This window comes from Pseudonocardia sp. T1-2H (genome assembly GCF_038039215.1).
Lineage (GTDB): Bacteria > Actinomycetota > Actinomycetes > Mycobacteriales > Pseudonocardiaceae > Pseudonocardia.
The window spans coordinates 202,400-224,298 of record NZ_JBBPCL010000003.1 but is presented as its reverse complement, the minus strand read 5'-3'; the positions used below and the strand labels follow the sequence as shown (position 1 = coordinate 224,298).

Annotated in this window: 19 protein-coding genes and 3 pseudogenes; 11 read left to right on the top strand and 11 right to left on the bottom strand. The window is 67.4% G+C overall.

Going from position 1 to position 21,899, the window contains the following annotated elements:
• The first annotated feature begins 198 nt into the window (after nt 1-198).
• From WBK50_RS34690 to WBK50_RS34670, 5 genes are all read left to right on the top strand, one after another.
• A complete protein-coding gene (locus tag WBK50_RS34690; RefSeq protein ID WP_341339977.1) occupies nt 199-729 on the top strand; it encodes a cupin domain-containing protein in 531 nt (176 codons plus the stop codon).
• Nucleotides 730-815: 86 nt separating this feature from the next.
• Nucleotides 816-2,504, top strand: coding sequence for a flavin-containing monooxygenase (locus WBK50_RS34685; RefSeq protein ID WP_341339976.1), 1,689 nt, complete (start codon nt 816-818; stop codon nt 2,502-2,504).
• Nucleotides 2,505-2,547: 43 nt separating this feature from the next.
• Complete coding sequence (locus tag WBK50_RS34680; protein WP_341339975.1) at nt 2,548-2,859, top strand: putative quinol monooxygenase; 312 nt, start codon at nt 2,548-2,550, stop codon at nt 2,857-2,859.
• A 123-nt stretch (nt 2,860-2,982) separates the two neighbouring features.
• A complete protein-coding gene (locus tag WBK50_RS34675; RefSeq protein WP_341339974.1) occupies nt 2,983-4,530 on the top strand; it encodes an acyl-CoA synthetase in 1,548 nt (515 codons plus the stop codon).
• 19 nt (nt 4,531-4,549) lie between these two features.
• Nucleotides 4,550-5,788 (top strand): TetR/AcrR family transcriptional regulator, encoded by a 1,239-nt coding sequence (locus WBK50_RS34670; RefSeq protein ID WP_341339973.1) that lies wholly within the window; start codon nt 4,550-4,552, stop codon nt 5,786-5,788.
• Between the two features lie 73 nt (nt 5,789-5,861).
• Here the strand turns inward: WBK50_RS34670 and WBK50_RS34665 are convergent, their stop codons facing one another.
• From WBK50_RS34665 to WBK50_RS34645, 6 genes and pseudogenes are all read right to left on the bottom strand, one after another.
• Complete coding sequence (locus WBK50_RS34665) at nt 5,862-6,338, bottom strand: class I adenylate-forming enzyme family protein (RefSeq protein ID WP_341339972.1); 477 nt, start codon at nt 6,336-6,338, stop codon at nt 5,862-5,864.
• A 27-nt stretch (nt 6,339-6,365) separates the two neighbouring features.
• Nucleotides 6,366-6,602 (bottom strand): annotated as a pseudogene (locus WBK50_RS35575) (AMP-binding protein); the annotation flags it as partial.
• A 41-nt stretch (nt 6,603-6,643) separates the two neighbouring features.
• Nucleotides 6,644-7,426: pseudogene (locus WBK50_RS34660) on the bottom strand (AMP-binding protein); the annotation flags it as partial.
• A gap of 95 nt (nt 7,427-7,521) precedes the next feature.
• Nucleotides 7,522-9,492: a CoA transferase gene (locus WBK50_RS34655; protein ID WP_341339970.1), complete on the bottom strand. Its 1,971-nt coding sequence runs from the start codon at nt 9,490-9,492 to the stop codon at nt 7,522-7,524.
• An 83-nt stretch (nt 9,493-9,575) separates the two neighbouring features.
• The gene (locus WBK50_RS34650) at nt 9,576-10,424 is read right to left on the bottom strand and encodes an enoyl-CoA hydratase (RefSeq protein ID WP_445942429.1); all 849 of its coding nucleotides are present in this window, start codon (nt 10,422-10,424) and stop codon (nt 9,576-9,578) included.
• A 23-nt stretch (nt 10,425-10,447) separates the two neighbouring features.
• Complete coding sequence (locus tag WBK50_RS34645; RefSeq protein ID WP_341339968.1) at nt 10,448-11,599, bottom strand: acyl-CoA dehydrogenase family protein; 1,152 nt, start codon at nt 11,597-11,599, stop codon at nt 10,448-10,450.
• Between the two features lie 343 nt (nt 11,600-11,942).
• On the opposite strand from WBK50_RS34645, the pseudogene WBK50_RS34640 reads away from it, so the two are divergent.
• Nucleotides 11,943-12,137 (top strand): annotated as a pseudogene (locus tag WBK50_RS34640) (IS256 family transposase); the annotation flags it as partial.
• A 58-nt stretch (nt 12,138-12,195) separates the two neighbouring features.
• On the opposite strand, the gene WBK50_RS34635 reads toward WBK50_RS34640, so the two are convergent.
• On the bottom strand, nt 12,196-12,759 hold the full coding sequence (locus tag WBK50_RS34635) for a hypothetical protein (protein ID WP_341339967.1): 564 nt from the start codon (nt 12,757-12,759) through the stop codon (nt 12,196-12,198).
• A 67-nt stretch (nt 12,760-12,826) separates the two neighbouring features.
• Here WBK50_RS34635 and WBK50_RS34630 point away from each other — a divergent pair, with 67 nt between their 5' ends.
• Nucleotides 12,827-13,339 (top strand): hypothetical protein, encoded by a 513-nt coding sequence (locus tag WBK50_RS34630; RefSeq protein ID WP_341339966.1) that lies wholly within the window; start codon nt 12,827-12,829, stop codon nt 13,337-13,339.
• 529 nt (nt 13,340-13,868) lie between these two features.
• Here the strand turns inward: WBK50_RS34630 and WBK50_RS34625 are convergent.
• The gene (locus WBK50_RS34625) at nt 13,869-14,093 is read right to left on the bottom strand and encodes a DUF2905 domain-containing protein (RefSeq protein ID WP_341339965.1); all 225 of its coding nucleotides are present in this window, start codon (nt 14,091-14,093) and stop codon (nt 13,869-13,871) included.
• A 316-nt stretch (nt 14,094-14,409) separates the two neighbouring features.
• On the opposite strand from WBK50_RS34625, the gene WBK50_RS34620 reads away from it, so the two are divergent.
• Nucleotides 14,410-14,589 (top strand): hypothetical protein, encoded by a 180-nt coding sequence (locus tag WBK50_RS34620; protein WP_341339964.1) that lies wholly within the window; start codon nt 14,410-14,412, stop codon nt 14,587-14,589.
• Nucleotides 14,590-15,071: 482 nt separating this feature from the next.
• Nucleotides 15,072-16,121: a hypothetical protein gene (locus WBK50_RS34615; RefSeq protein ID WP_341339963.1), complete on the top strand. Its 1,050-nt coding sequence runs from the start codon at nt 15,072-15,074 to the stop codon at nt 16,119-16,121.
• A gap of 79 nt (nt 16,122-16,200) precedes the next feature.
• Here the strand turns inward: WBK50_RS34615 and WBK50_RS34610 are convergent, their stop codons facing one another.
• The 3 genes from WBK50_RS34610 to WBK50_RS34600 form a co-directional block, all read right to left on the bottom strand.
• Entirely contained in the window at nt 16,201-16,791 is a 591-nt protein-coding gene (locus WBK50_RS34610; protein ID WP_341339962.1) for a TetR/AcrR family transcriptional regulator, read from the bottom strand.
• A gap of 799 nt (nt 16,792-17,590) precedes the next feature.
• Nucleotides 17,591-18,136, bottom strand: a complete 546-nt coding sequence (locus WBK50_RS34605; RefSeq protein ID WP_341339961.1) for a cupin domain-containing protein — start codon at nt 18,134-18,136, stop codon at nt 17,591-17,593.
• 38 nt (nt 18,137-18,174) lie between these two features.
• Complete coding sequence (locus WBK50_RS34600) at nt 18,175-19,419, bottom strand: LLM class flavin-dependent oxidoreductase (RefSeq protein ID WP_341339960.1); 1,245 nt, start codon at nt 19,417-19,419, stop codon at nt 18,175-18,177.
• A gap of 253 nt (nt 19,420-19,672) precedes the next feature.
• Here WBK50_RS34600 and WBK50_RS34595 point away from each other — a divergent pair, with 253 nt between their 5' ends.
• Both WBK50_RS34595 and WBK50_RS34590 read left to right on the top strand, forming a co-directional pair.
• Nucleotides 19,673-20,713, top strand: a complete 1,041-nt coding sequence (locus WBK50_RS34595) for a fumarylacetoacetate hydrolase family protein (protein ID WP_341339959.1) — start codon at nt 19,673-19,675, stop codon at nt 20,711-20,713.
• A gap of 29 nt (nt 20,714-20,742) precedes the next feature.
• Nucleotides 20,743-21,870, top strand: coding sequence for an AMP-binding protein (locus tag WBK50_RS34590; RefSeq protein ID WP_341339958.1), 1,128 nt, complete (start codon nt 20,743-20,745; stop codon nt 21,868-21,870).
• Nucleotides 21,871-21,899 lie beyond the last annotated feature (29 nt).

Here is a 21,899-nt window from a genome sequence, read left to right as displayed (position 1 = left end):
TCGGAGCGACCCCGGGAAGGACGATCGGCGTCCATCGTCCGCGGAGTGCTGCCACCGCCACGGCGCCGGCACGGCCAATGACCGCGGAGGCGAAGAGCGACCGACGCCATGCCAGCCGACCGCGAGCTCGGGCTCGGAAAGACCCGAGGCCGCGGCATCCGCAACCAGCGAAAGTCCCAGAGAAAGGGTTGATCGACCATGCCAACGAGCGTCGAGAACTTCCAGGCACGACGGGTAGTCACGGGAACCGACGAGAAAGGACGATCCCGGGTGGTAGTCGATGAGCTGGCCCCCACTCGTGCGGCCACTCCCACGTTCACCGTCGTCGACCTCTGGCAGACCGATACGGTTCCGCCGCGCGTCGACGCCGAGGACACACTGACCGGGATCGTTGCCCTCGACCCGCCGAAGGCGGGCGTCCTAGTCCGGTTCGTGACCTTTCCACCGGACGCGGAGTGGCAGAGCAACGGGGGCTACGAGGACGCGATGGCCGCGATCGGGGGCGCCGATTCGCACGTGGACGACGGGGATACCGCAGGAGTCCACGCCACCGACACCGTCGATGTCGTAACGGTTGTGGAGGGCGAGATCTACGCGGTTCTCGAGAACGAAGAAGTGCACCTCCGTGTCGGTGACACGATGGTGCAACGCGGCACCAAACACGCATGGAGCAACCGTACGTCCGGGCCCGCCACCATCGTGGCGACCATGTATTCCGCGACGCGCTGAAATCTGCGTCGACGGCACAGGCCCAACAACAACTTCAGGGCAATCAAAAGTAGTTGAGTCACCCCACGAAAGAGGTTGTGTAATCAATGGCGCTCCAGTCACAGAACAGCCCATCCACGATTTCTGACGACGGTTCGAATGTCGACTTCGACGTCGTCGTCGTCGGCGCCGGCTTCGGGGGCCTCTACGCCCTCCATCATCTGCGCGGCCTGGGCCTGCGGTGCCGCCTCTTCGAGGCCGGAGGTGGAGTGGGCGGGACGTGGTACTGGAACCGCTATCCCGGCGCCCGCGTCGACATCGAGAGCCTGGAATACTCTTACGGCTTCTCCGAGGAGCTGCAGCAGGAGTGGGATTGGACTGAGCGGTACGCGGGCCAGGCAGAGGTCCTCCGTTACCTCAACCACGTAGCAGACCGTTTCGATTTACGTCGGGATATCCAGTTCGACACCCACATCACCTCGGCCGAGTTCGACGAGACGACCGACACCTGGGTCGTCGCGGCAGCTGGCGGTGAGAGCGTCCGCGCCACGTACTGCGTGATGGCGGTGGGTATCCTCTCCGCCCGGAACCTGCCCGACATCGCAGGGTTGGATACCTTCGCGGGCGAGCTCTACCACTCCGGCTCATGGCCGCACGACCACGTCGATCTGGCGGGTCGTCGGGTCGGGCTCATCGGAACGGGCGCCTCGGGGGTCCAGATGATCCCGATCATCGCGCAGCAGGCGGACGAGCTGTTCGTCTTCCAGCGTTCCCCGCACTGGTGCGTGCCGCTGCAGAACGTCCCGATGCCGCCCGATTACCTGAAGAGCATCAAGGACAACTACCCGGAGCTGCGCCGCCGGGAGCTCGACGCCTTCGGTGGGTACACACTCGTCGACTTCGAGATCGCCGCACCCAATACGCAGCGCGCGCTCGACGTCTCCGATGAGGAGCGGCAGAAGGAATACGAGTACCGTTGGAAGTCCGGCGGACTCAGCTACTACACCAGTTATACGGACCTCCTCTTCGAAGAGGAGGCCAACAAGACCCTCCGTGACTTCTTCGAAGCAAAGATCCGCAGCATCGTCAAGGACCAGGACGTCGCTACTGCGCTTGTTCCGACCGATCACCCGATCCTGACGAAGCGGCTGTGCGGCGAGAATGGCTACTACGAGGCGTTCAACCGCGACGACGTCACCCTCGTCAACGTGCGGGAATCGGCGATCGAGGAGTGCACGTCCACGGGGCTGCGGCTGGCCGACGGCACCGAGTACCCGTTGGATGTGATCATCTGTGCCACCGGTTACGACGCGGCGACCGGCCCGCTCGTACGGATGGACATCCGAGGCCGCCAGGGCCGCACGCTGAAGGACCACTGGGCGGCCGGAGCGCGCACGCACCTAGGCATGATGAGCAACGGCTTCCCGAACCTGTTCATTCTCGACGGCCCGCAGAGCGTCGCGGCCTTCTTCCAGCCCGTGCTGCTGGTCGAGTACCAGTCGCACTGGGTGGGCAGGACCATCCAGCATCTCGCCGGGATCGGCGCCTCGGCCATTGAGCCGACTGCCGAGGCCGAGACCGCCTGGACGGAGCACGTCAACGCGGTGGCCGACCAGACCCTGATGCCCAAGGCGAACAGCTGGTACATGGCTGCCAACATTCCCGGGAAGCCCAGGGAAAGCCTCTACTATCTTGGCGGCTTCGTCGAGTACCGCCGACGGTGCGATCTCGCGGTCGACGAGGGATACGACGAGTTCGACCTCGCCACGACCCGCGAGCTCGAGTCACAGCACTGATCTCACAGCACTGATCCGTACACTTCCAAGACTGGAGATCAAGATGACCGTTCTCGAGGTTGCACACCTCACGATAAAAGCCGGCGAGGAGGAGGCCTTCGTCAACAGCGCGCAGGGCGCCGCCAAGATTCTCGCGGATGACTCGGGGTGCCGGGCCGTCGAGTTGATCCAGGGAATCGAGCAATCGGACGCCTTCCTGTTCGTGATCGAATGGGACAGTGTCGAGGCACATGAGACTTTTCGTGCCACCGAACAGTTCCAACTGTTCCGGACGGCGATCGGCAAGTATTTCGCTGGCCCCTCCTCCTTTGCGCACTACAATCGCCGCATCGTGCTGAGGGAGGGTGATTCGTAGCCAGGCCCTCCGAGGACCGACGTTACTGGTGGGTGCGCGCCGATGTTCTTCCGGCGCGCACCCACTTCATGGTGTGTGTCTGATCTTCCATCGCCGTCCCAGCTGCTTGCGCCTGGAGTTCCCATGTATTTCACGCAGTCCCTGCACCGAGCACTCCAACAACACCCGGAGCGCATCGCGTGCATCTATGCGGGGCGGGAGCGGACGTTTGCCGAGTTTGCGGACCGCGTCGCGCGGCTCGCCGGTGGTCTGCGCCGACTCGGCGTTCAGTCGGGCGACAGAGTCGCCATGCTCGCCCTGAACTCCGACCGCTATCTCGAGTACCTGGCCGCGGTTCCCTGGGCCGACGGGGTGCTCGTCCCGGTAAACACGCGATGGAGTGTCGCCGAGATCGGGCACGCGCTGCGCGACTGTGATGCGCAGGTCCTACTGATCGGCGACGAGTTCCTGTCGATCCTGCCCGAGCTGCAGGCGTCGGTGCCCGGTATCCGACGCACCATTCATGTGGGTGACGAGAACTCGGGCGACGTCATCGACTACGAGGAGCTGGTGGCCGGCTCGGATCCAGCGCCGGATGCGCGCCGCGGCGGCGACGCGCTCGCTGCCTTATTCTACACCGGCGGGACGACAGGCGTCGCGAAGGGCGTCATGCTCAGCCACGCCAATCTCACGGTCTCCGCGCTCGGCTGCGCGGCCGTGGGCTACTGGGTCACGCCGGGTGGCCGATACCTACATTCCGCGCCGATGTTCCACCTCGCCGACCTGTGCCTGTGGATGGCACACTCGCTGGCGGGCAACACGCATGTCATCGTGCCGAAATTCGAGCCCGCTGACGTTCTCACCGCCGTGTCGGGGCACCAGGTGACTGACCTGTTCCTAGTGCCCGCGATGATCCAGATGCTGGTGGACCATCCCGGGGTGGCCGACTACGACCTCTCCAGCGTCCGACGCTTCTGCTACGGCGCCTCGCCAATCTCCGAAGCCGTGCTCCAGCGCACGATGCACCTGCTCCCCGACGTCGAGCTCGCGCAGGCATACGGGATGACCGAGCTGTCACCGGTGGCGACGCTTCTCGGGCCCGATGACCACCGCGGCGTCGCAGCCCGACTGCGCTCCGCCGGACGAGCAGCACCGCACAGCGAGGTGCGCATCGTCGACGAGGTTGACAACGAGGTGCCCCCAGGTACCGTCGGCGAGATCGTTTGCCGAGGTGGGCACGTCATGCTCGGGTACTGGAAGCAGCCCGCTGCCACGGCCGCTGCGGTCCGGGGCGGCTGGATGCACACGGGAGACGGCGGCTACATGGACGAGGACGGCTACCTATACGTGGTGGACCGGATCAAGGACATGATCGTCAGCGGTGGCGAGAACGTATACTCCGCCGAGGTAGAGAACGCGTTGAGCCAGCACCCGGCAGTTGCGGCGTGTGCCGTCATCGGTGTTCCCGACCCGACCTATGGTGAGCGGGTCCACGCCGTGGTGGTGACCGCACCTGGTGCCGACGTGACAGCCGAAGCGCTGCGTGCCCACACAAAGGGCCTCATCGCCGGCTACAAGGCACCGCGATCCTTCGAGTTCATGGATGCGCTGCCACAGTCGGGCGCCGGGAAGGTGCTCAAGCGGGAACTGCGGCGGCGTCACTGGGAGGCCGCGCCACGGGATGTGAGTTGACGGTACGGAAGGATCGACTGTGGCATCGGGGTCCCCTGGAGTCGACGTTGAGCGCAAGCGTCGACCGAAAGACCGTAAGAAGCAGATCGCCGACAATGCGAGCGAGCTGTTTGTGCGGAACGGGTTCCACGCGGTCCGGATGGAAGACATCGCAGCGATGACGGACATCACCGTTCGCGCTCTGTACCGTCATTACGCTCACAAGAAGGCGCTGCTCTCGCACGTTGTCACCGAAGGACAGGGGCGATACCTCGCAGCGCTGACGGCTCCGGCTTCAGAGGCGCCGGGTCTGGCGCCGCACCAGTTGGAGGGCCTCCTGCAGAGGCTGGTGCCGGCGGCTCTGGACACTCGTCACCTGGCGCTCCTATGGCAGCGCGAAGCACGTTACCTCGACGCAGACGACTACCAGGGAGTGCGGCGCCGGCTGGCCGGCATCGCGGGCGAAATCGCGACAGCGATCCATGCCTGCCTGCCCGACGTCCCCCAATCCGTTGCAGAGATACGTGCGTGGGCAATTCTCGGAATCCTCGCCAGCCCCGGCCACCACCAGCTCGCCGTGCCGCGGGCGGATTTCGAGTCGTTCCTGTTGTCGGCCTGCCGCTCAGCCGTCGCGGCGCAGGTGGGCTCCTCCGCGCAGTCCGCGAGCTCTGCCGCTGCGGCCGCCGAGCGGCCGGTCAGGATGCTCTCCTCACGTCGGGAAGAGCTGCTGAGATCCGCGGCGCGCGCCTTCCGCCGGCACGGCTACGCCGCTGTCAGCATCGATGACATCGGGGCCCAGCAGGGGATAGCAGGGCCGGCCCTCTACCGCTATTTCGAGAGCAAGGCCGATATTCTCGTGACGTTGATCGGCCGGCTCGAGGAGTGGTTCACGCTCGAGTCGGTTCGCGCTCTTCGCTGCGCTGACGACGACGTCACGGCGCTGCGGGGACTGGTCGCCGGGTACGTGCGTGTTGCGCTCGAGGCTCCTGACCTCGTCTCGGTCTCGGTGACCGAGTCGTTGCACCTTCCCGACACCGCGGCCGAACGTCTGCAGCGCCTACGGCACGACCGGAGTACGGAATGGGTGCGTTGGGTGAGCAGGGAGCGGCCCGCGATACCCGAAGCAGCAGTGCGCCTGCGCGTGAACACCGCGATGTCGCTCGTCGAGGACACCGTTCGCGTGCCCTCTGTCCTCGATCACGCGGAGCTGGCGGACGAGCTCACCGAGATCGCCCTGCGTGTCCTGTTCCTGCCGTCGATTGAATCGTCGATCCGGTAGCCGGGATCGTGCTTCCGGGGTTCGGGCGGGTCCCCCACCCGAACCCGGAGGTCCTCCCGGCAGGAGTGGCGGCCTATGCGCCGTGGATGTGCTGGCCGGTGCTGCCGAACCGCTCCCGGACGAGCCTGCGGATCATCTTGCCCACCGGGCTCTTGGGCAGCGGCTCGGTGGAGAACTCAATCCTGGAGGGTTTCTTGATCCGCCCGACCTTCTGCCGGGCCCAGTCGATGAGCTCCTGCTCGGTGGCCTGCTGCTGCTCACGGAGCACGACGACGGCCAGCACGGCCTCACCCCACTTCTGGTCCGGCACGCCGACGACCGCGGCCTCCTGGACCGCCGGATGCGACGCCAGCGCGTTCTCCACCTCCGCCGGCCAGACGTTGAAACCGCCGGAGATGATCATGTCTTCCTTGCGGTCCGCAAGGTAGAGGAACCCGCGGTCATCGAGGTAGCCGATATCGCGGGATCGCACGTACCCCGCCGCGGTGATCCGCAGTGCGGTCGCCTCCGGGTCACCCCAGATCGCCTTCATCGCACCCGGGCTCTTCACGCAGATCTCGCCAAGTTCTCCGCTGGGTACCTCCACGTCCTGGTCGTCCAGGATCGCCACGGCTGAGTTCGGCGTGATTCGCCCGGCTGATCGTAGGTAGCGGCGGTTCTGCTCGCTGTCGTCGAGGACGTGGTGCTGCGGCGTAAGCACGGTGGCGGGCAGCGCTTCGGACTGCCCGTAGACCTGATACATAATGTTGCCCCAGAGCCCGATGCTCTCGCGCAGTGTCCGTTCGGTGATCGGCGAGGCGCCGTAGAGCACCATCCGCAGGCTGGACAGGTCGCGGGTGCCCGCCCCGGCTCGGTGGCCACCATCTGGATCATGGTGGGGACCAGGAAGGTCAGCGTGCAGCGCTCGCTCTCGACGAGATCGAGGAAGCGACCGGGATGGAATGCCGGCATGATTACATGACGGCAGCCGTGCGCAATGAGTGGCCACAACAGCAGGCCCGCGGCGTGGGACAATGGGGCAGCGACGAGATAGGCGTCCGTATCCCGCATCCGCGGCAGGACGAGAGCGAACTCGTTGCCCATCTCCCGCCAACCCCGGACGGAATGCAGAATTCCCTTCGGTCGTCCGGTGGTGCCCGCGGAGAACCGGATGATGTGGTCGTCGTCCTCCCCCAGCGTTACGTCATGGCTGTCGACGGGCGAGGCCGCGGCAAGCATCTGCTCGTAGTTCAGGTCGACCCCTTCGGTGGAGCCCACGCCGATGAGGTGCTTCAGGTCAGGAACCCGGTCGCGGATGGCCACGACGTCGGGGACGTAGGCTTTTTGGACTAGACAGGCTCTGGCTCCCACGTCGTTCAGACAATGCACGTGGCTCTCGGGTGGGTTCTGCACGTACATCGGGCAGCGCACCAACCCGGCAAGTGCGAGGCCGGCGGCCTGCTCGATGGTTTCGAGCTGGTTGTCGCCTAGCACCGCCACCCGGTCGCCCGGTTCGAGCCCGAGATCGCGCAGCGCGTTTGCCAGCCGGCAGGCCCGCTCCCACAACTGCGCATACGTCTGGTGCTGCTGTTCGAAGGTGACCGCGACGTTGTGCTGATACACGCGGCAGCTCTTGCGCAAGATCGATCCGAAATCCACGACGACGCTCCTCCTCGTCAGGGTGCGGCACGTCGCGGTGCCCCATCGGGCCACCACGGTGGCGACAACCGCATGGTCAGTTCATTTCTGCCGCGTCAGGGCCGCTCGAGCGCCGAGAACTGCGCCGGCCGGTGTTCGAGGAAGGCGGTGATTCCCTCCCTGCCATCGATTCCCATGGCGCTCCGGCGCAGCGCGCACGACTCCCTTCTAGCGGCCTGCAGCGGCGTCTGCTCACCGTGCGCATCCCGTACCAACCGCCGGGTCGCCGCGACCGCGGTCGGCGAGGTGTGCCGGCCCAGCTCGTCGACCAGACGCAGAGCCTCGGCGACCTCGTCGCCCGGTGCGTGCAGGGAGCTGACGAACCCGGCCGCCAGTGCCTCGTCCGCGCTGATCAACCGACCCCAGAGCAGCCACTCGGCAGCGCGGCTGTCGCCCACGATGCGGGGCAGGAACCAGGTGGAGGCCCCTTCGGGGGTCAGCCCGCGGCGGGTGAACACGAAACCGAACCGGGCCTCCGTGCTGGCGAGGCGCAGATCCATCGCGCTGATGATCGTGGCGCCGCCTCCGATCGCGTCGCCGTTGACCGCCGCGATCACCGGCTTCGACATGTGATGGATGCGCAGCGTGATTCTTCCCGCGGGCTCCCGATAGTTGGTGCTGCTGTCGTGGGAGCCGGCCTCCTCCAGCAGCACCGTGAGCGCCTCGGGGCCGTCCGACACGTCCGCACCGACGCAGAAGGACGGCCCTTCCCCCGTGACGACGACGCCGAGCACCGTGCCGTCGGCCTCCGCGCGGTCGAGCGCCTCGAGGATCTCCCCGACCATGACGGCGGTCAGCCCGTTGCCCCGGGTCGGACGGGCGAGCCTGATCAGCGCGGCGCCGCCCTCCCGGGTGTAGCGGATCTCCCGATGGTCCATGTTCACTCCCGCACCGCGGCGACGTCGAGCGTGCGCTGGACCTCGTCGGGGGCCAGACCGAGCTTCCAGCAACACCTCCCGGGTGTGCTGGCCGGGCCGGGGCGTGGGCCGCCGCACGGCACCCGGCGTGCGTCCGAAGCGCGGGGCAGGAGCTGCCTGGGCGACGCCGCCGACCGTGGTGAAGGCGTTCCGTTCGCGGTTGTGCGGGTGCTCCAGCGCTTCGGACACGGTGAGAACGGGCGTCACACACGCATCACGGCCGTCGAAGACCTCGCACCACTGGTCCCTGGTCGCGGTCGCGAAGGTCTCGGCCAGCTTCTGCCGGATGCCTGGCCAGCGGGCGGGGTCATGGCGCGCGACCGTGCAGTCCGGGTCGTCGGACAGTCGTAGCCCGGCAAGCAGCTCGGCGTAGAACTGGTCCTCTAGGGCCCCCACCGCCATATAGCGGCCATCCGCGCACCGGTAGGAGTCGTAGTAGGGCGCCCCACCGTCGATCAGGTTCGAGCCGCGTTCGTCGCTCCACTCACCCAGTGCATGCAAGGCGTGCACGGTGCTCATGAGCGAGCTCACCCCGTCGACGATCGCCGCGTCGACGACCTGCCCGGCCCCGGAGCGGCGGGCCTCCAGCACCGCGCTGACGATGCCGAGCGCGAGGAACACGCCGCCGCCGCCAAAGTCACCGACCAGATTTAGTGGGGGGACCGGCGCCTGTCCTGGTCGACCCGTGGCGTGGAGCGCCCCCGTCAACCCGAGGTAGTTGATGTCGTGCCCGACCCGCTCCGCGTAGTGGCCGGTCCGGCCCCAACCCGTCATCCGGCCGTAGACCAGGCGGGGATTGCGTACCAGGCAGTCCTCAGGGCCGACGCCGAGCCGCTCGGCCACCCCCGGCCGGAACCCCTCGAACAGGACATCGCTGCGCTCGGCGAGCGCGAGCACGAGGCCGGCGCCTTCGGGGTGCTTGAGGTCGACGGCGATCGAGCGGCGCCCGCGGTTGAGGATCTCGTGATACCGGGCGAACGGCGACGGCTCGCCCGCCCGCTCGACCCGGATGACATCCGCCCCCAGATCGGCGAGGAGCATACCGCAGAACGGGCCCGGTCCGATGCCGGCAAGTTCGATCACGCGGATGCCGGCGAGGGGACCCGCCACGGTCGCCGCTTCCGATGCCCGATCCGACGGCGACGGCGACGGCGACGCGACGCTCCCGGCATGAGTTCGGGCAGCCCGGATCGTCACGGCTTCCGCACCGAGCGGCGAACCAACTCGACGCCCGCGGGATCGATGATCTGGCCATAGCGGATCAGGTTGTTGGCGTGCCCTACGTGGTGCAGGGCGAAAGCGTTGTCGATGGCGGTGGCCTGCCCCTGCGCGTCGAGGGCGCCGTTCACGCTGCGCTTGGCGAGCCGAAGGCCCATCGAGGGCCGGGTGGCGATGAGCTCAGCAAGCGACAGCGTCTCTGCTTCCAGGTCGCTCTCCGGTACCACGCGGTTCACCATCCCGAGTGCGCACGCGTCACGTGCCCCGATGGGCTCTCCAGTGAATAGGAGCTCCTTCGCCCGGCGGGCACCCAGCTCCCACGGATGCACGAAGTACTCCCCGCCGTTGACCCCGAACGCCGCGACGGGGTCGGAGAACGAGGCCGACTCAGCAGCGACGATTAGGTCGAGCGGCCAGACGAGCATCAGGCCGCCGCCGATGACCTTGCCCTGGACCTGCGCGATCGTGGGCTTAGGGATGTCGCGCCAGCGCCGGCACAGCCCGAGATAGGCCTCGCACTCGAAGGACAGGTGCCCCTCGATCCCCTCGGCGTCGAAGTCACCCTCCAGCGTGGCGGTCGGCGGCCCCGGCATCTCGAACCCGGCCACGAGGTCATGGCCGGACGAGAAGTCCGGCCCGTCCGCCGCCAGGATGATGACCCGGACATCGGGGTCCGCAGTCGCCGCCACGAACGCCGCGTCCAGTTCGTAGAGCATCCGGGGGTCCTGGGCATTGCGCTTCTCCGGTCGCGCCAGGACGATACGCGCGACTCCCCGCGCCGGGTGCTCGGTGCGGATTCGTGCATGCTGCTCGGTCACGGCCATCTCCTCATCTCTTTCCTTGCTGATCACGACGACTGGACGAGACCGCGACCGATGACTTCCTTCATGATCTCGTTGGTGCCGCCGTAGATCTTCTGTACACGCGCGTTCACATACAGCCGCGCGATTGGGTACTCCTGCATGTAGCCGTATCCACCGAAGACCTGCAGGCACCGGTCCACGACCTGGCACTCGACCTCGCTCAGCCACCACTTAGCCATCGGCGCCACCGTCGAATCGAGGGTGCCGTCGAGCAGGCGGACGATGCAGCTGTCCAGGAATGTCCGCGCGACGTGGGCGAGAGTGGCGCACTCGGCCAACTCGAACCGAACGTGCTGCTTGTCGATGAGCGGCCGACCGAATGCCCGCCTCTCGTTGGCGTACTCGGTGGCCAGATCGACTGCGGTCTCCATGGCGGCCACCGAGTTGACGCCGACGATCAGCCGTTCCAGCGGCAGCTGCCCCATGAGCATGCCCCACCCCTGCCCGTCGGCGCCGAGCCGGTTCGCCGCTGGCACCCGGACACCGTCGAAGAACAGTTCGGCGGTGTCGGACTCGTGCTGACCGATCTTGTGCAGGGCGCGACCCACCCGGAAACCCGGGCTATTCGCGGTCTCGACCGCGAACAGCGTGATCCCGTGAGCCTTCTTGCTCGGATCGGTGGTTGCGGCCACGATCACCAGATCGGCCGTGGTGCCGTTGGTTATGAATGTCTTCGAACCGGAAATGACGTAGTCGTCACCGTCTCGGACGGCCCGGGTGCGCAGCGCCTGGAGATCGGTGCCGACATCGGGCTCGGTCATCGCAATTGCCCCGATCGCGCGCCCGGCGCACAGGTCGGGCAACCATCGCTTCTTCTGCTCCGGGCTGCCGTAGCGGACCAGATAGTGCGGCATGATCACGCTGTGCACTTGCAAGGACGACGCCGTGAGGCCAGCACGCGTCATCGCGGCCAGCACAACGAAATCGTGCAGTACGGTCGCGCCGCCGCCCCCGAACTCGGTCGGAACGGAACAGCCGAGCAGGCCAATTTCCCCCGCGGCCTCCCAGAAGTCCCGCCCGATGCGCTTGTCGAGGACCCATTGGGCGTGGCGCGGTAGCGCTTCTTTCGCGATGAAGTCTGCGGTCAGCTCCTCGAGGGCCGCAAGCTCGTCAGACATCCAGGGCGACATGTACATGACCGTAAACACTCCTTACTGTCGCGCCCAAGCCTGAGTGCGGACGATGGGCGACTGGCTCCAGTTGCCCATCTACGGGCTGATCGTCGCCCATCGACTGGCAGATCAGCCAGGTTGGCCAGGAGCTCAGATGTTCCTCAGCCTGCCGTCTCACAGGTAGCATGTCAATGGGTGTTAACCAGACTACCTGCCGCATGAGGGGCTGCTGGAGCGCTTTTTCAAGGAGCTCGAACATGGGTCAGCCAAGTTAGTTAGCCGGTGAACAGCGGCGTATGCCGCAGCGCAGCGCGCGGGCGCGCCTCACTCTGTCGGGAGATGAGCTGCTCCAGACGGTGTCCGCAGCGGTCGCCGCGTCCCGGTCGAGCGGCCGCGGATACGCGCGGTCGACGGCTCGGGTGAGCTGGCCGTGGCGTCGTATGAGCTGTTCTCCGACACCGAGGTCCTCGGGCGGTTGGCACCGGAGCGGATGCTCGCCGGCGTGTCGACGCGCCGCTACCGGGTCGGGCTGGAGCCGGTCGGTGCGCGCACCGAGACGGCGTAGTCGCTCGTGAGTTGCCAGGGCGACCTCCGGCCGGTAGTGCCGCCGATGACGTGCACTACGTCTTCCGCCGCTCGAGGCGCTTCGGGCGGCGGTGCCGGAGCTCGGCCGCGATCTGGTCGGCCATCGCAATGCGGGCCTGCTTCTCCGCGGGGAGTCGGATGTCGCGCATCGGCTGCAGCATCTCCAGCTCGACCACCTCATAGGGAGCGACGTTCTCCCGCCAGTGGAACGCGATGTCCTCGTGCGCGCCACGTACCTCGTCCATGCGGGTGCGCCAGGTCCGGTAGGCGTTCGCCACGTCGGCGGAGGCGAACCCAGCGACGTGGGCTGCGAGGCTGGCCCGGGACTCCACAGGCGGTGGCTCGGGTACCTCGATCCGGCTCTCGAGTCCCGCTTGGTCCTCGATGGCGGCGATGAGCAGGTTCGTCATCCGCGCGGTGTAGTAGAGGCTCTCCTGCTCGGCGAGGCGCAGAATCTCCAGATAAGCGTCTGCGCGACGTTGCTCGATGCGTCCCTCACGAGCGACCCTGGCGGGCTGCAGAGAGTTCCAGATCGTCCCGCCGACGGTCATGAGCCCGATCGATGCCGTGGCAATGATCGAGACCGTTGCGATGTCCACTTCGTGAGGATCTCAGTGCGGCCGTGTCGAGCTTGATCTGGACGGGGTCTGCAGACACGATCGCCCGATGCTCACCTGGTTCGCGCAAGCCCCGGCGCCTGAAAGCGGTGGTTGGACAGTCACCACATGGATAGCCGCCGTGGGCGCGGTCATCAGCGTCGCGACACTCGTCGTGACGACGACGGCCAACAGCAAGCGCGAACGGACGAAGTGGGCACGCGAGACACTTGTCGAGGCGTTCTTCGACTTCGTGAACAGCAGCTACGACGCCGGCCAGGCAGGCAAGGACTACTTCAAAGCCGCTGCAGCGTGCGCCGAGCCAGAGAAGCTGAAGAAGCTCATCGCGACCCTCGACGAGGAACGAGACAAGCTCATCCACGTCCAGACGCGCATCCGCCTGCTCGCCCCGAACAAGACGCTGCAGGCGGCCCGCCAGCTGCGCCGGCGGGTGAACGACCTGCGCGACTCCCTCGAGCGGAACACCTCCTGGGAGGAGCATGGGCGGCTCGTGGATGCCATCGCAGACGCCCGGGAGAACTTCGTCGTGCTCGCCAAGGAGGACATGTCTCTGCCGAAGTGACGATCACCCGCCATACCGTGGACGGGGCGACGGTGAGAGCGATGCTCGCAGGCCTGACTTCGACTTGCAGACACTCGCCGAGCTGTTCCCCGAGGGCGACCCCCGCGCGGTCAAGGACGACGAGGAGAGCCGCCACACCTCGAGTCGTCGGAGCTGGACCAGCGCTTGCGGTTTCTTGAGCTGGCCGTCATCGAAGGCTGCGGGCCTCGTCGTCAGGCTGGCAGCCCTGCCTGGGGGCGAAGATCGTCCTCGACATCGCCGCCACCGACGAGCCGCCGATTCGGCGGCGCGCGGCGTGGGCGCCTCTGCCAGTTCAACCCGGGTCGGTGCGGGCCGCCGGAATTGGGGTGGCCGAGCAAGCGGAGGCGTGGGGCGCGAAGGTCAATCAGCTAACGCTGTGCTCGGCGTCGGTCAGACTCAGGCGCTCGCCCGTTCTCGGCGAGCTGGGCGAGCACGTCGCGCCCGGCGGCAGACCCGATGTCGCTCTCCTGCCGCCTAGGGAACATAGCCGCCTACACGCCGCGGGCGTTCAGCGGTGAAAGAGCCAGAGGAGGAGCCAGATCACGACGTTCAGGACGACCGAGACGAGCAGCATCGAGGTGATCGGGATGTAGATCCTGGCATTCTCGGTCGTGATCCGGATGTCACCCGGGAGATTACCCAACCAGGACAGCGCTCCTGACCATGCGAGGAACCCAGCGACGAGCAGTACGATCCCGCCGCCGATCAGCCACGGCCCCAGCTCCCTGACCATCCCCCAGGATGCTCCTCGCCGCCGTCCGGGGGAGTCCGCGCAGGCTCGTAGCGCAGGTCCGGGTCGCCACGCCCATAGCGGGTCCGCGGCAGGACCCTTCCTCGATCTTTGGGTCGTCGCGCGGTACGGGGTGCGTTCGAGTCGTACTCCGTTCGGCGCAACCGAACCGGCATGGCGGGCCAACAGCCTCGTATCAGAAACTTCGTGGCGGCCGCGGCGTGTCGCTCGACGGCGTATCAGAAACTGCGCCATGATCCGCTCCATGGCTAAACGGGAAGCGCGAGGCGGAAGGCCCTCCAAGGGCCCCCGCGACCTCATGGTGACCCGACTGTCGATCGCCGACGGCGAGCAGGTCCGGGCGCTAGCGGCCGAGCTGGACTGGTCCTACTCCGACACCCTCGCCGCGCTCGTGCGCATCGGCCTGAGCCACCGCGAGAAGCTGCCCCGTGCGGCTGCCAACACTCAGGGGGAGTTGCCGCTGACGAAGGCCTCCTAACGAGAACGAGACGGCCCCCTGCCAGGGGCCGCCTCGTCTAGCTGACCGCCGATAGGGACGCGACTCCCGATCGACGCAACACCCGGCCGAGGCCGGGCAACCCCCGCTTCCAGGCAAAGGGGCGCTTTCGCGTGTCCAAGATACCTCTTGGGCCGGTCCCTGCGCGAGCGCGACACGAGACAGACTCGCTCACGCACGTCACCGGCTGGTGTGCCGCCTGCTATCGAGACGGTGCATTCGTCCTCGCTTCCACCTCTTCAGGCACGTCCTGCTTCTTCCACGTCGACGAAGACCTCGGCCCCATCGACCCCGCGTCGTTCGGCATCCACAGCACCGCGCCGAACCTCGCCACCTGTCCCCGCACCCCACGCGGGCGAGCAGCTCGGGTCCAACCACCGGCCCGACCCCCGACACGATCCGACGGCCGGCGCGGGATGCCGCGGGCGCAACGACGCCAGCTCGATCGACGGGTCAGCCGGGCCATGGCCTACGGCCGCGAGCGCGCCCGCAACCGCCTGCGATCCGGGCGATGGGCCCCCCACCCCGGGTGGCGCAACTTCATCGACGCCGGCTGGCGGGTCCTCGTCACCCAGCCCGAGGCCCTCGCCCGCATCGAGGCACTCGTCGACGCCGAGGAATGGCGGACGGACAAACGCCGCAGCTGGACACTCATACTGCGTCGCCTCGTCCACGCCATGGACTGGGACACCGGCCTCATCACCGGCCTCACGGCGACACGCCTCGGCGATGCCGGTGACCGAGCGAGCAGGACGGTCTCCCGCGTGCTCGCCTGGGCCCGCGACATCGGGTTCCTGGTCGTGGTCGAGCCCGGAGCGTCGGCTGAGTTCCTCGGAACCGACACCAACCGCACCCCTACCTACGCCCTCGTCACCAACTCCCCCGCGCCCGCCCTCCCGTCAGCATCCGCGCAGCTCAGCGAGGTTGTGGATGAAAGTGGCGATCTCCCCGATCCTTACGTAAGTAGTAAGCCCTTGACGGGCGGCAGACGGCCCAACCCCCACCAAACCGAGCGCTGGCCATCCTTCGCCGTCCCCGACTCCCCCAGCGATAGATCTGCAGCAACGGCTGCCTTTCTCCAACGACTTGGCCTAGACCACAGGGGGGTATCCGAGGTGCCCCTGTGGCGTACCCGGGCGCTGCTGAAGCCGTGGTGGGACGCAGGAATGTGCCTCCAGGGAGTGCTCTACGCCCTCGACCACCACCCGGACCGCCCCGATGTCCACCGCGGCGACGCCATGCGCGGAGCTCGCGACCCGCTGCGCGTCATCGGCTCACGGCTTCAGCCATGGCGCGGCCGGCTCAACTCACTGCCCGCTTCTGTCGTCGGCCACCACCGGGACTACCTCACGCGGGGCAGAGACGGAACGATCCCGGAGGACGTCGGTGTGCAAGCGCGCGGCGGAGCTGGCCGAGCAGCCGAAGGCGACAGGTCGGCCCGAAACGAGGCGAAAGCTGCAGTCGCAGCGCACCTCGAGACATTGCGCCGCCGTCGGAGACTCTCAACGACGTGAATTAGTAGACGTCTCAACGACGTGTGCTCTCGGCCGGCTACGGAAGTGCGCCTCGGCGATCACGGATTGACGACGACCGTCAGCGGGGTGCTAGGCCGCGTAGGACGATGTCGACGCTCTCGTGGACAGCATTCAGCAGGTCTAATCGTGTGGAGTCGTCATCGCGTAGCCAGAGGTAGAGGTTGCCGAGGTAGGCGTTGCGGATGAGGTGCCCGGCGCGTTCAGCGTCGCAGTCCTCCCGGACCTCGCCCCGTTGCTGCCCGAGCCTGATGTAGCGGGTCATCACGTCGGCAAGGGCAGGGGCATCGTCGATCGGTCCGCCGGCGCGGACCCAGGCGGGGAGGAGGGTGCGGGTGAGCCGTTCCTGAGTGAGGTTGATACGCGCGAGTTCGTCGAGGTAGCTACGTAGGAGGGCCCCGATGGGCTGGGATTCGCCCCCCTGGGCGTCAAGGTCGACGCTGACCTGTTCGCGGCGGCGATGCATCCATTCGTCGAGGAAGCTGCTCTTGCGGGGAAAGTAGTTGTAGGCGGTCGCGCGAGCGGTGTCGGCCAGTTCGGCTATCTCATCCATGGTCGTGGCGTCGTAGCCTTGTTCCTCGAACAGCTGCACGGCGGCTTCATAGAGGCGTCGACGAGTGTGGAGGCGCTTGCGTTCGCGACGGGTCGTCATGTCATTCGTCGTAGGGGCACCGGGCTCCCCGAACGCTGCTCTTCGCACGCTGTTGGGCATCCCGCTCATTCTCTCCGACCTGGTCATCAACCGACGATGTACTCATGTCCAAGTTTAGACAGCACGCGATGCTGGGGGCCGGTCGAGGCGGAGTTGCGTCTTTTGTATCGTCCGTCTGGTCGCGGCACGCTGGGCTGTGCTGTCCGGTACGAGTGACCGAGGGCGAAGTCGCGGGGGGCCGGCGTCGGCGAGCAGGGTTGCGGTGGGACAGGAGCGACGGGGCGGGCGGTGGCGCAGTCCGGTGTTGCCCTTGACCAGCACGAACAGCACCCCAGTGATCGCGGGCGGCATCGGCGACTTCGACGTCCCGGGCGGGTCCTGGAGCAGCACATTTCGGCACGCGGCGACGGCCGCGAGAACCTAGCAGCAGTTCCCGTTTCCGTCCGTTCGACGGCCCGTCGCGATTACGGCTCGGCCAGCGAGGCCCACGGTTGCGCCTGCCAAGGCAGCCTCGTCTCGTCGGCTATCGACCTGCCCGGAGCGGCTCCCGTTCATTCGGCCGGGCGGCCTCCCACGCCGTCCGGTGGCAACAAGATGGGTTGCCGGCCGAGGTGGCCGCTGCGCGGCCTTGCTGGTTTCGTCCAGGGCGCGGCGGTGACTCGCGGAGTCGTGGAGTCGCGGGTGCTGGCGGATGCCGGGTCGCGACCACGACTCAGCCAGCTCAGTGTGCTGGCGGGCGGCGGCACCGAAGGAATGGATGCCGCCGCCAAGCCATGTGCGCGGTTGCGGTGAAGCGGGTTCAGCCCAGGGCGGCGGGCTTGGCGCCGTCCACCAGGATTGCAGCGACAACACAGGGCTCGCTGCCGCGGTTCACCCAGGCATGGTTGGTGCCCTGCTGCACGATGCAGGATCCGGGCCGAAGGGTGACCTCGCCCTCGTCCATGACCATCTGCATCTGCCCGGACAGCACGACGAGGTAGTCGATGGAGTCGGTGCGGTGCATGGAGAAGTGCTTCTGACTCATCTCCCCGGTTGGCTTGTTCTCACTGCCGAGCTGGGTGAAGATCGCGCCTGCGTCGAAGGACTCGCCCTGAGACTCGGGAGGGAACTCCAGCCAGCGGAAGATCGTGCCGCCGTTCACCGGGTCGTGCTGGAACGGGCGAGTGGACCGGTCGGCGTCGGAGTCCATGTTGGCGGGGGCCTCGTTGGTGACCCACAGCTCGGTAATCTTCAGGCCCCCGGGCCAGGAGTCGATGGTGACCTTGTTGGTCCCGGCGTCCTCGAACAGGACCAGCGACTGGCCCTTCTCGTTGTGACCGGTGACGACGCGGTGGATGTCAGGCATGTGGGGAACTCTCCTCAAAACAGCGGCTGGCAGGGGATCTACTGGCCGGCGGGCTCGGTCGTCACCTGCATGTCGAACTCGGGCATGATGTGCTTGGCGAACAGCTCGAGCTGGCGCATGCCGTTGTCGGAGGTGAAGTCGCCCAGCCAGATGAGGTACTCGACCGGCGCCCGGTCGAGCATCTGCTCGACCTGGCGCTTCACGTCGTCGACCGAGCCGGCCATGAACATGCCCGACTTCATCAGGCGCTCACCGATCGTCTCGCCCGGCGCAGGGATCGGGGTGCCATCGGCCTCGTCGGGGTACCGCAATGCCTCGGTGAACCCGAAGTAGTTGAACCAGTTGGTCCAAATGAAGCCCTCGTGCTCGCCGACGGCATCCGCGACGTCGGAGCTGTCGGTGATGTGGAAGCCGCGTACGATCCCGACGTTCTGTCCCCACTCGTAGTGGCGACCGGCGGCGGCCGAGGCCTCGTAGTAGGCCCGCATTAGGTTCTCGACCTTGGCGATGTCCGACCACAGGATCGTCGGGGTGATGCCTTCCTCGCCGCACCAGCGCAGCGTGGACTCGGACACTGAGAAGGCCTGGAACAGCTGAGGATGCGGCTCCTGATAGGGCCGGGGGACCACGCTGATGTGCTTGAGGGTGCCCTCGTCGTCAACCTCACCGGGGGTCCCGTACTTGCGGGTGACCTCGGCGGCCGGCCAGTTCCTCAGCCCGTCGGCGGGGAAGGGCACCTTGTAGTGCTCGGTGTCGTGGGTGAAGTAGTCCTGGGTCCACGCCTTCTTCATCAGCTCGTAGTGCTCGAAGAAGAGCTCCTTGTTGCGCCGGTCGAGCTCGCCCTGGTCCGAGGTCGTCGAGGTGACGTGGTAGTGCTGGCCGAGAACGTTGGTCCAGCGGCTCTGATAGCCGCGCGCCATGCCGACGAAGGTCCGGCCGCTGAGCATGTGGTCGATCATGGCGATCTCCTCCGCGAGACGGAGGGGGTCGCGCGCGGGAACGACGTAGCCGAGCTCGCCGTGCATGAGGCGTTTGGTGTGCTGGCCGAGGTACATCGCCATCAGGCCCGGGTTGGGGCAGTACTCGATGGCCTCGGAGTGGAAATGGTGCTCGGCGTGAGCCATTCCCCAGTAGCCCAGCTCGTCCGCGGCCTTCGCCGCGCGGACCAACCGCTGGAGCATCGTGTGGAACGTGTAGCGCTGACGGCCCAGCGGCCGTTGCTCGGCGATCTCCTCCGGCGTGCCACCGTGCGGAGCGGTTTGCAGCAAGACCTTGACAGGCACCGATGCCTCCGAGGCAGATGTGGATGCGGATCTGAAACTGGACTCATGTCCACCGCGGAGTCTGGACAAGGTCGGGAAGTGATGTCAAGCACGGATGTAACGGATCCCATGTGTCCTACCGCAAGGCCCTGGTGGACCTCCGAGCACAGCTCAGGGCGCGGTTGACAGCCGATCGCGGGACGGTCAGGATGCTGAACCCGGACCGGACTACGAATTTGGACGCATGTCCGAATTTCTTTCGCAAGGGGGCGGAATGCGGCTGGTGACGTTCGAACCCGGACACGCGGATCTGGTGGGCCCACGAGTGGGTGTGCTGCACGAGGACCGGGTTGTCGACCTCTACGCGGCCCACACGGCGGCGGTCCTGCGTGCTGGCGGCGGGGTGGGCGACGCGCGGATCACCGCGGCCAGTGCGGCGCCCCGGGACATGATCGCGTTCTTCGAGGGCGGGGAGCAGGCGCGCCGACGCGCTGACGACGCCGTCGCTTTCGTCGTCGGGGCGCTGGACCGGGGCGAGGACCCGGTCAACCCGGGCGGTGAGCAGGTCGCACCCGTCGCCGACGCGGTTCGGCTGCTGGCCCCGGTGCCGCGGCCGCGCCGGATCAGGGACTACCTGACCTACGAGGCGCACGCCGCGGGGTCCGGTTTGGCCGTTCCCGAGGCGTTCCGCAGCGTCCCGATCTGCTACGAGTGCAACGTCGGGACCATCCTCGGCCCCGGCGACCCGATCCCGTGGCCGGCCTACACCGACCAGATGGACTTCGAGCTCGAAATCGGGTTCTTCGTCGGCAAGGGCGGCCGCAACATCTCCGTGGACGAGGCGCCCGCTCACATTGCCGGCGTCACGATCTTTAACGACCTCAGCGCCCGGGATATCCAGTTCTTCGAGATGAGCCTGAACATCGGCCCGTCGAAGGGCAAGAGCTTCGGCACCGTGATGGGCCCCTGCGTGACCACCATCGACGAAGTCGACGAGTTCGCCGTGCAGTGCACCGCCCGGGTCAACGGCGAGGTGTGGGCACAGGCCGACACCAGTGGCCGCCGCTACTCCTTCGCCGAGGTACTCGCCTGGGCCTCCTACTGCGAGCCGGTCTACCCCGGTGAGTTCCTCGCCGTTGGGACCGTCGGTGGTGGCTGCGGGCTCGAGCTGGATCGCTGGATCCAGAGCGGGGACGTCCTCGAGCTCGAGGCCTCCGAGATCGGAACGCTGCGCAACGTCGTCGCGGAGAAGGAGAAGACCCCCGCCGGCGCCGGGATCCCCAGTTACACGGGCGCCCCCCGGGCAGGACACTGAGCCGTCACTCGACCCTCCCGGAGCCCCTGATGCTCTCCTCGGCCCTCCCTGCCCACGTCGCGACCATGACCACCCTGGCGCCGCTGTTCGAGGCGTTGCGCGGCTTCGGCGACCGGCCGGCCATCCGTTTCGGCGGAGACACCTGGACCTACCAGCGCCTCGTCGACGAGGCCGACCGGCTCGCCCGCGGCCTCATCGGCCTGGGTGTGGGCCCCGGAGTACCTGTCGCGTTGATGATGTCCAACCGGCCCGAGTACCTGGTCGCCGACCTGGCCGTCATCCGCTGCGGAGCGATCAAGGTCCCGCTCAACGACATGCTCTCGCAGGGCGAGATCGCCCATATCCTCGCCGACAGCGGCGCCGCCGTGGCCATTGCCGACCGGGGCCTGCTGCCCGCGGCGCAGCAAGCAGTCACGGGCACCCTCCACACGCTCATCACCGTTGACAGCCTCGAGGAGACACCGCCGGGGACCACGCCGTGGCGCACCGTGCTCCAGGACGGGGACGACAGGAATGCCGCGCCGCGCACGGCGGCATCAACCGATCCGGCCGCGCTCGACGATCTCGGCCTAATCCTCTACACCGGCGGCACCACCGGTCGCCCCAAGGGCGTGACGCACACCCAGCGAGGGCTGGCCGTCAACCTGCTCTCCCACATCATCGAAGCCGGGATCGGCGACGATGAGCGGATCCTGCTCACCTCGCCGCTACCCCACTCCGCCGGCTTCCTCGCCCAAGCAGGCCTGCTGCGCGGAGCGACACTGCTGCTCGAGCGCCGCTTCGATCCCGAACAGGTGCTCGGCCTCATCGCCGACGGCACCATCACCTTCACCTTCATGGTCCCGACCATGATCTACCGACTGCTCGACCGCGCCGCCGGCCGTGACCTGTCCGCGAGCGCGCTGCGCACGATCCTCTACGGCGCCGCGCCCGTCACCCGTGAACGGCTCGCCCAGGGCCTCGCCACCTTCGGGCCGGTCTTCATGCAGCTCTACGGCCAGTCCGAGGCGCCCAACTTCCTCACCCGTCTCCGCCGCGAGGACCACACCACCGACCCCGCCCTCGCCCACCGGCTCACCAGCTGCGGGCGGGCGGTCCTGCTCGCCACCGTGGCCGTCGTCGACGACGACGGCCACCCCCTGCCCCCGGTGAGGTAGGCGAGGTCGTCGCCCGCTCCCCGTACGTC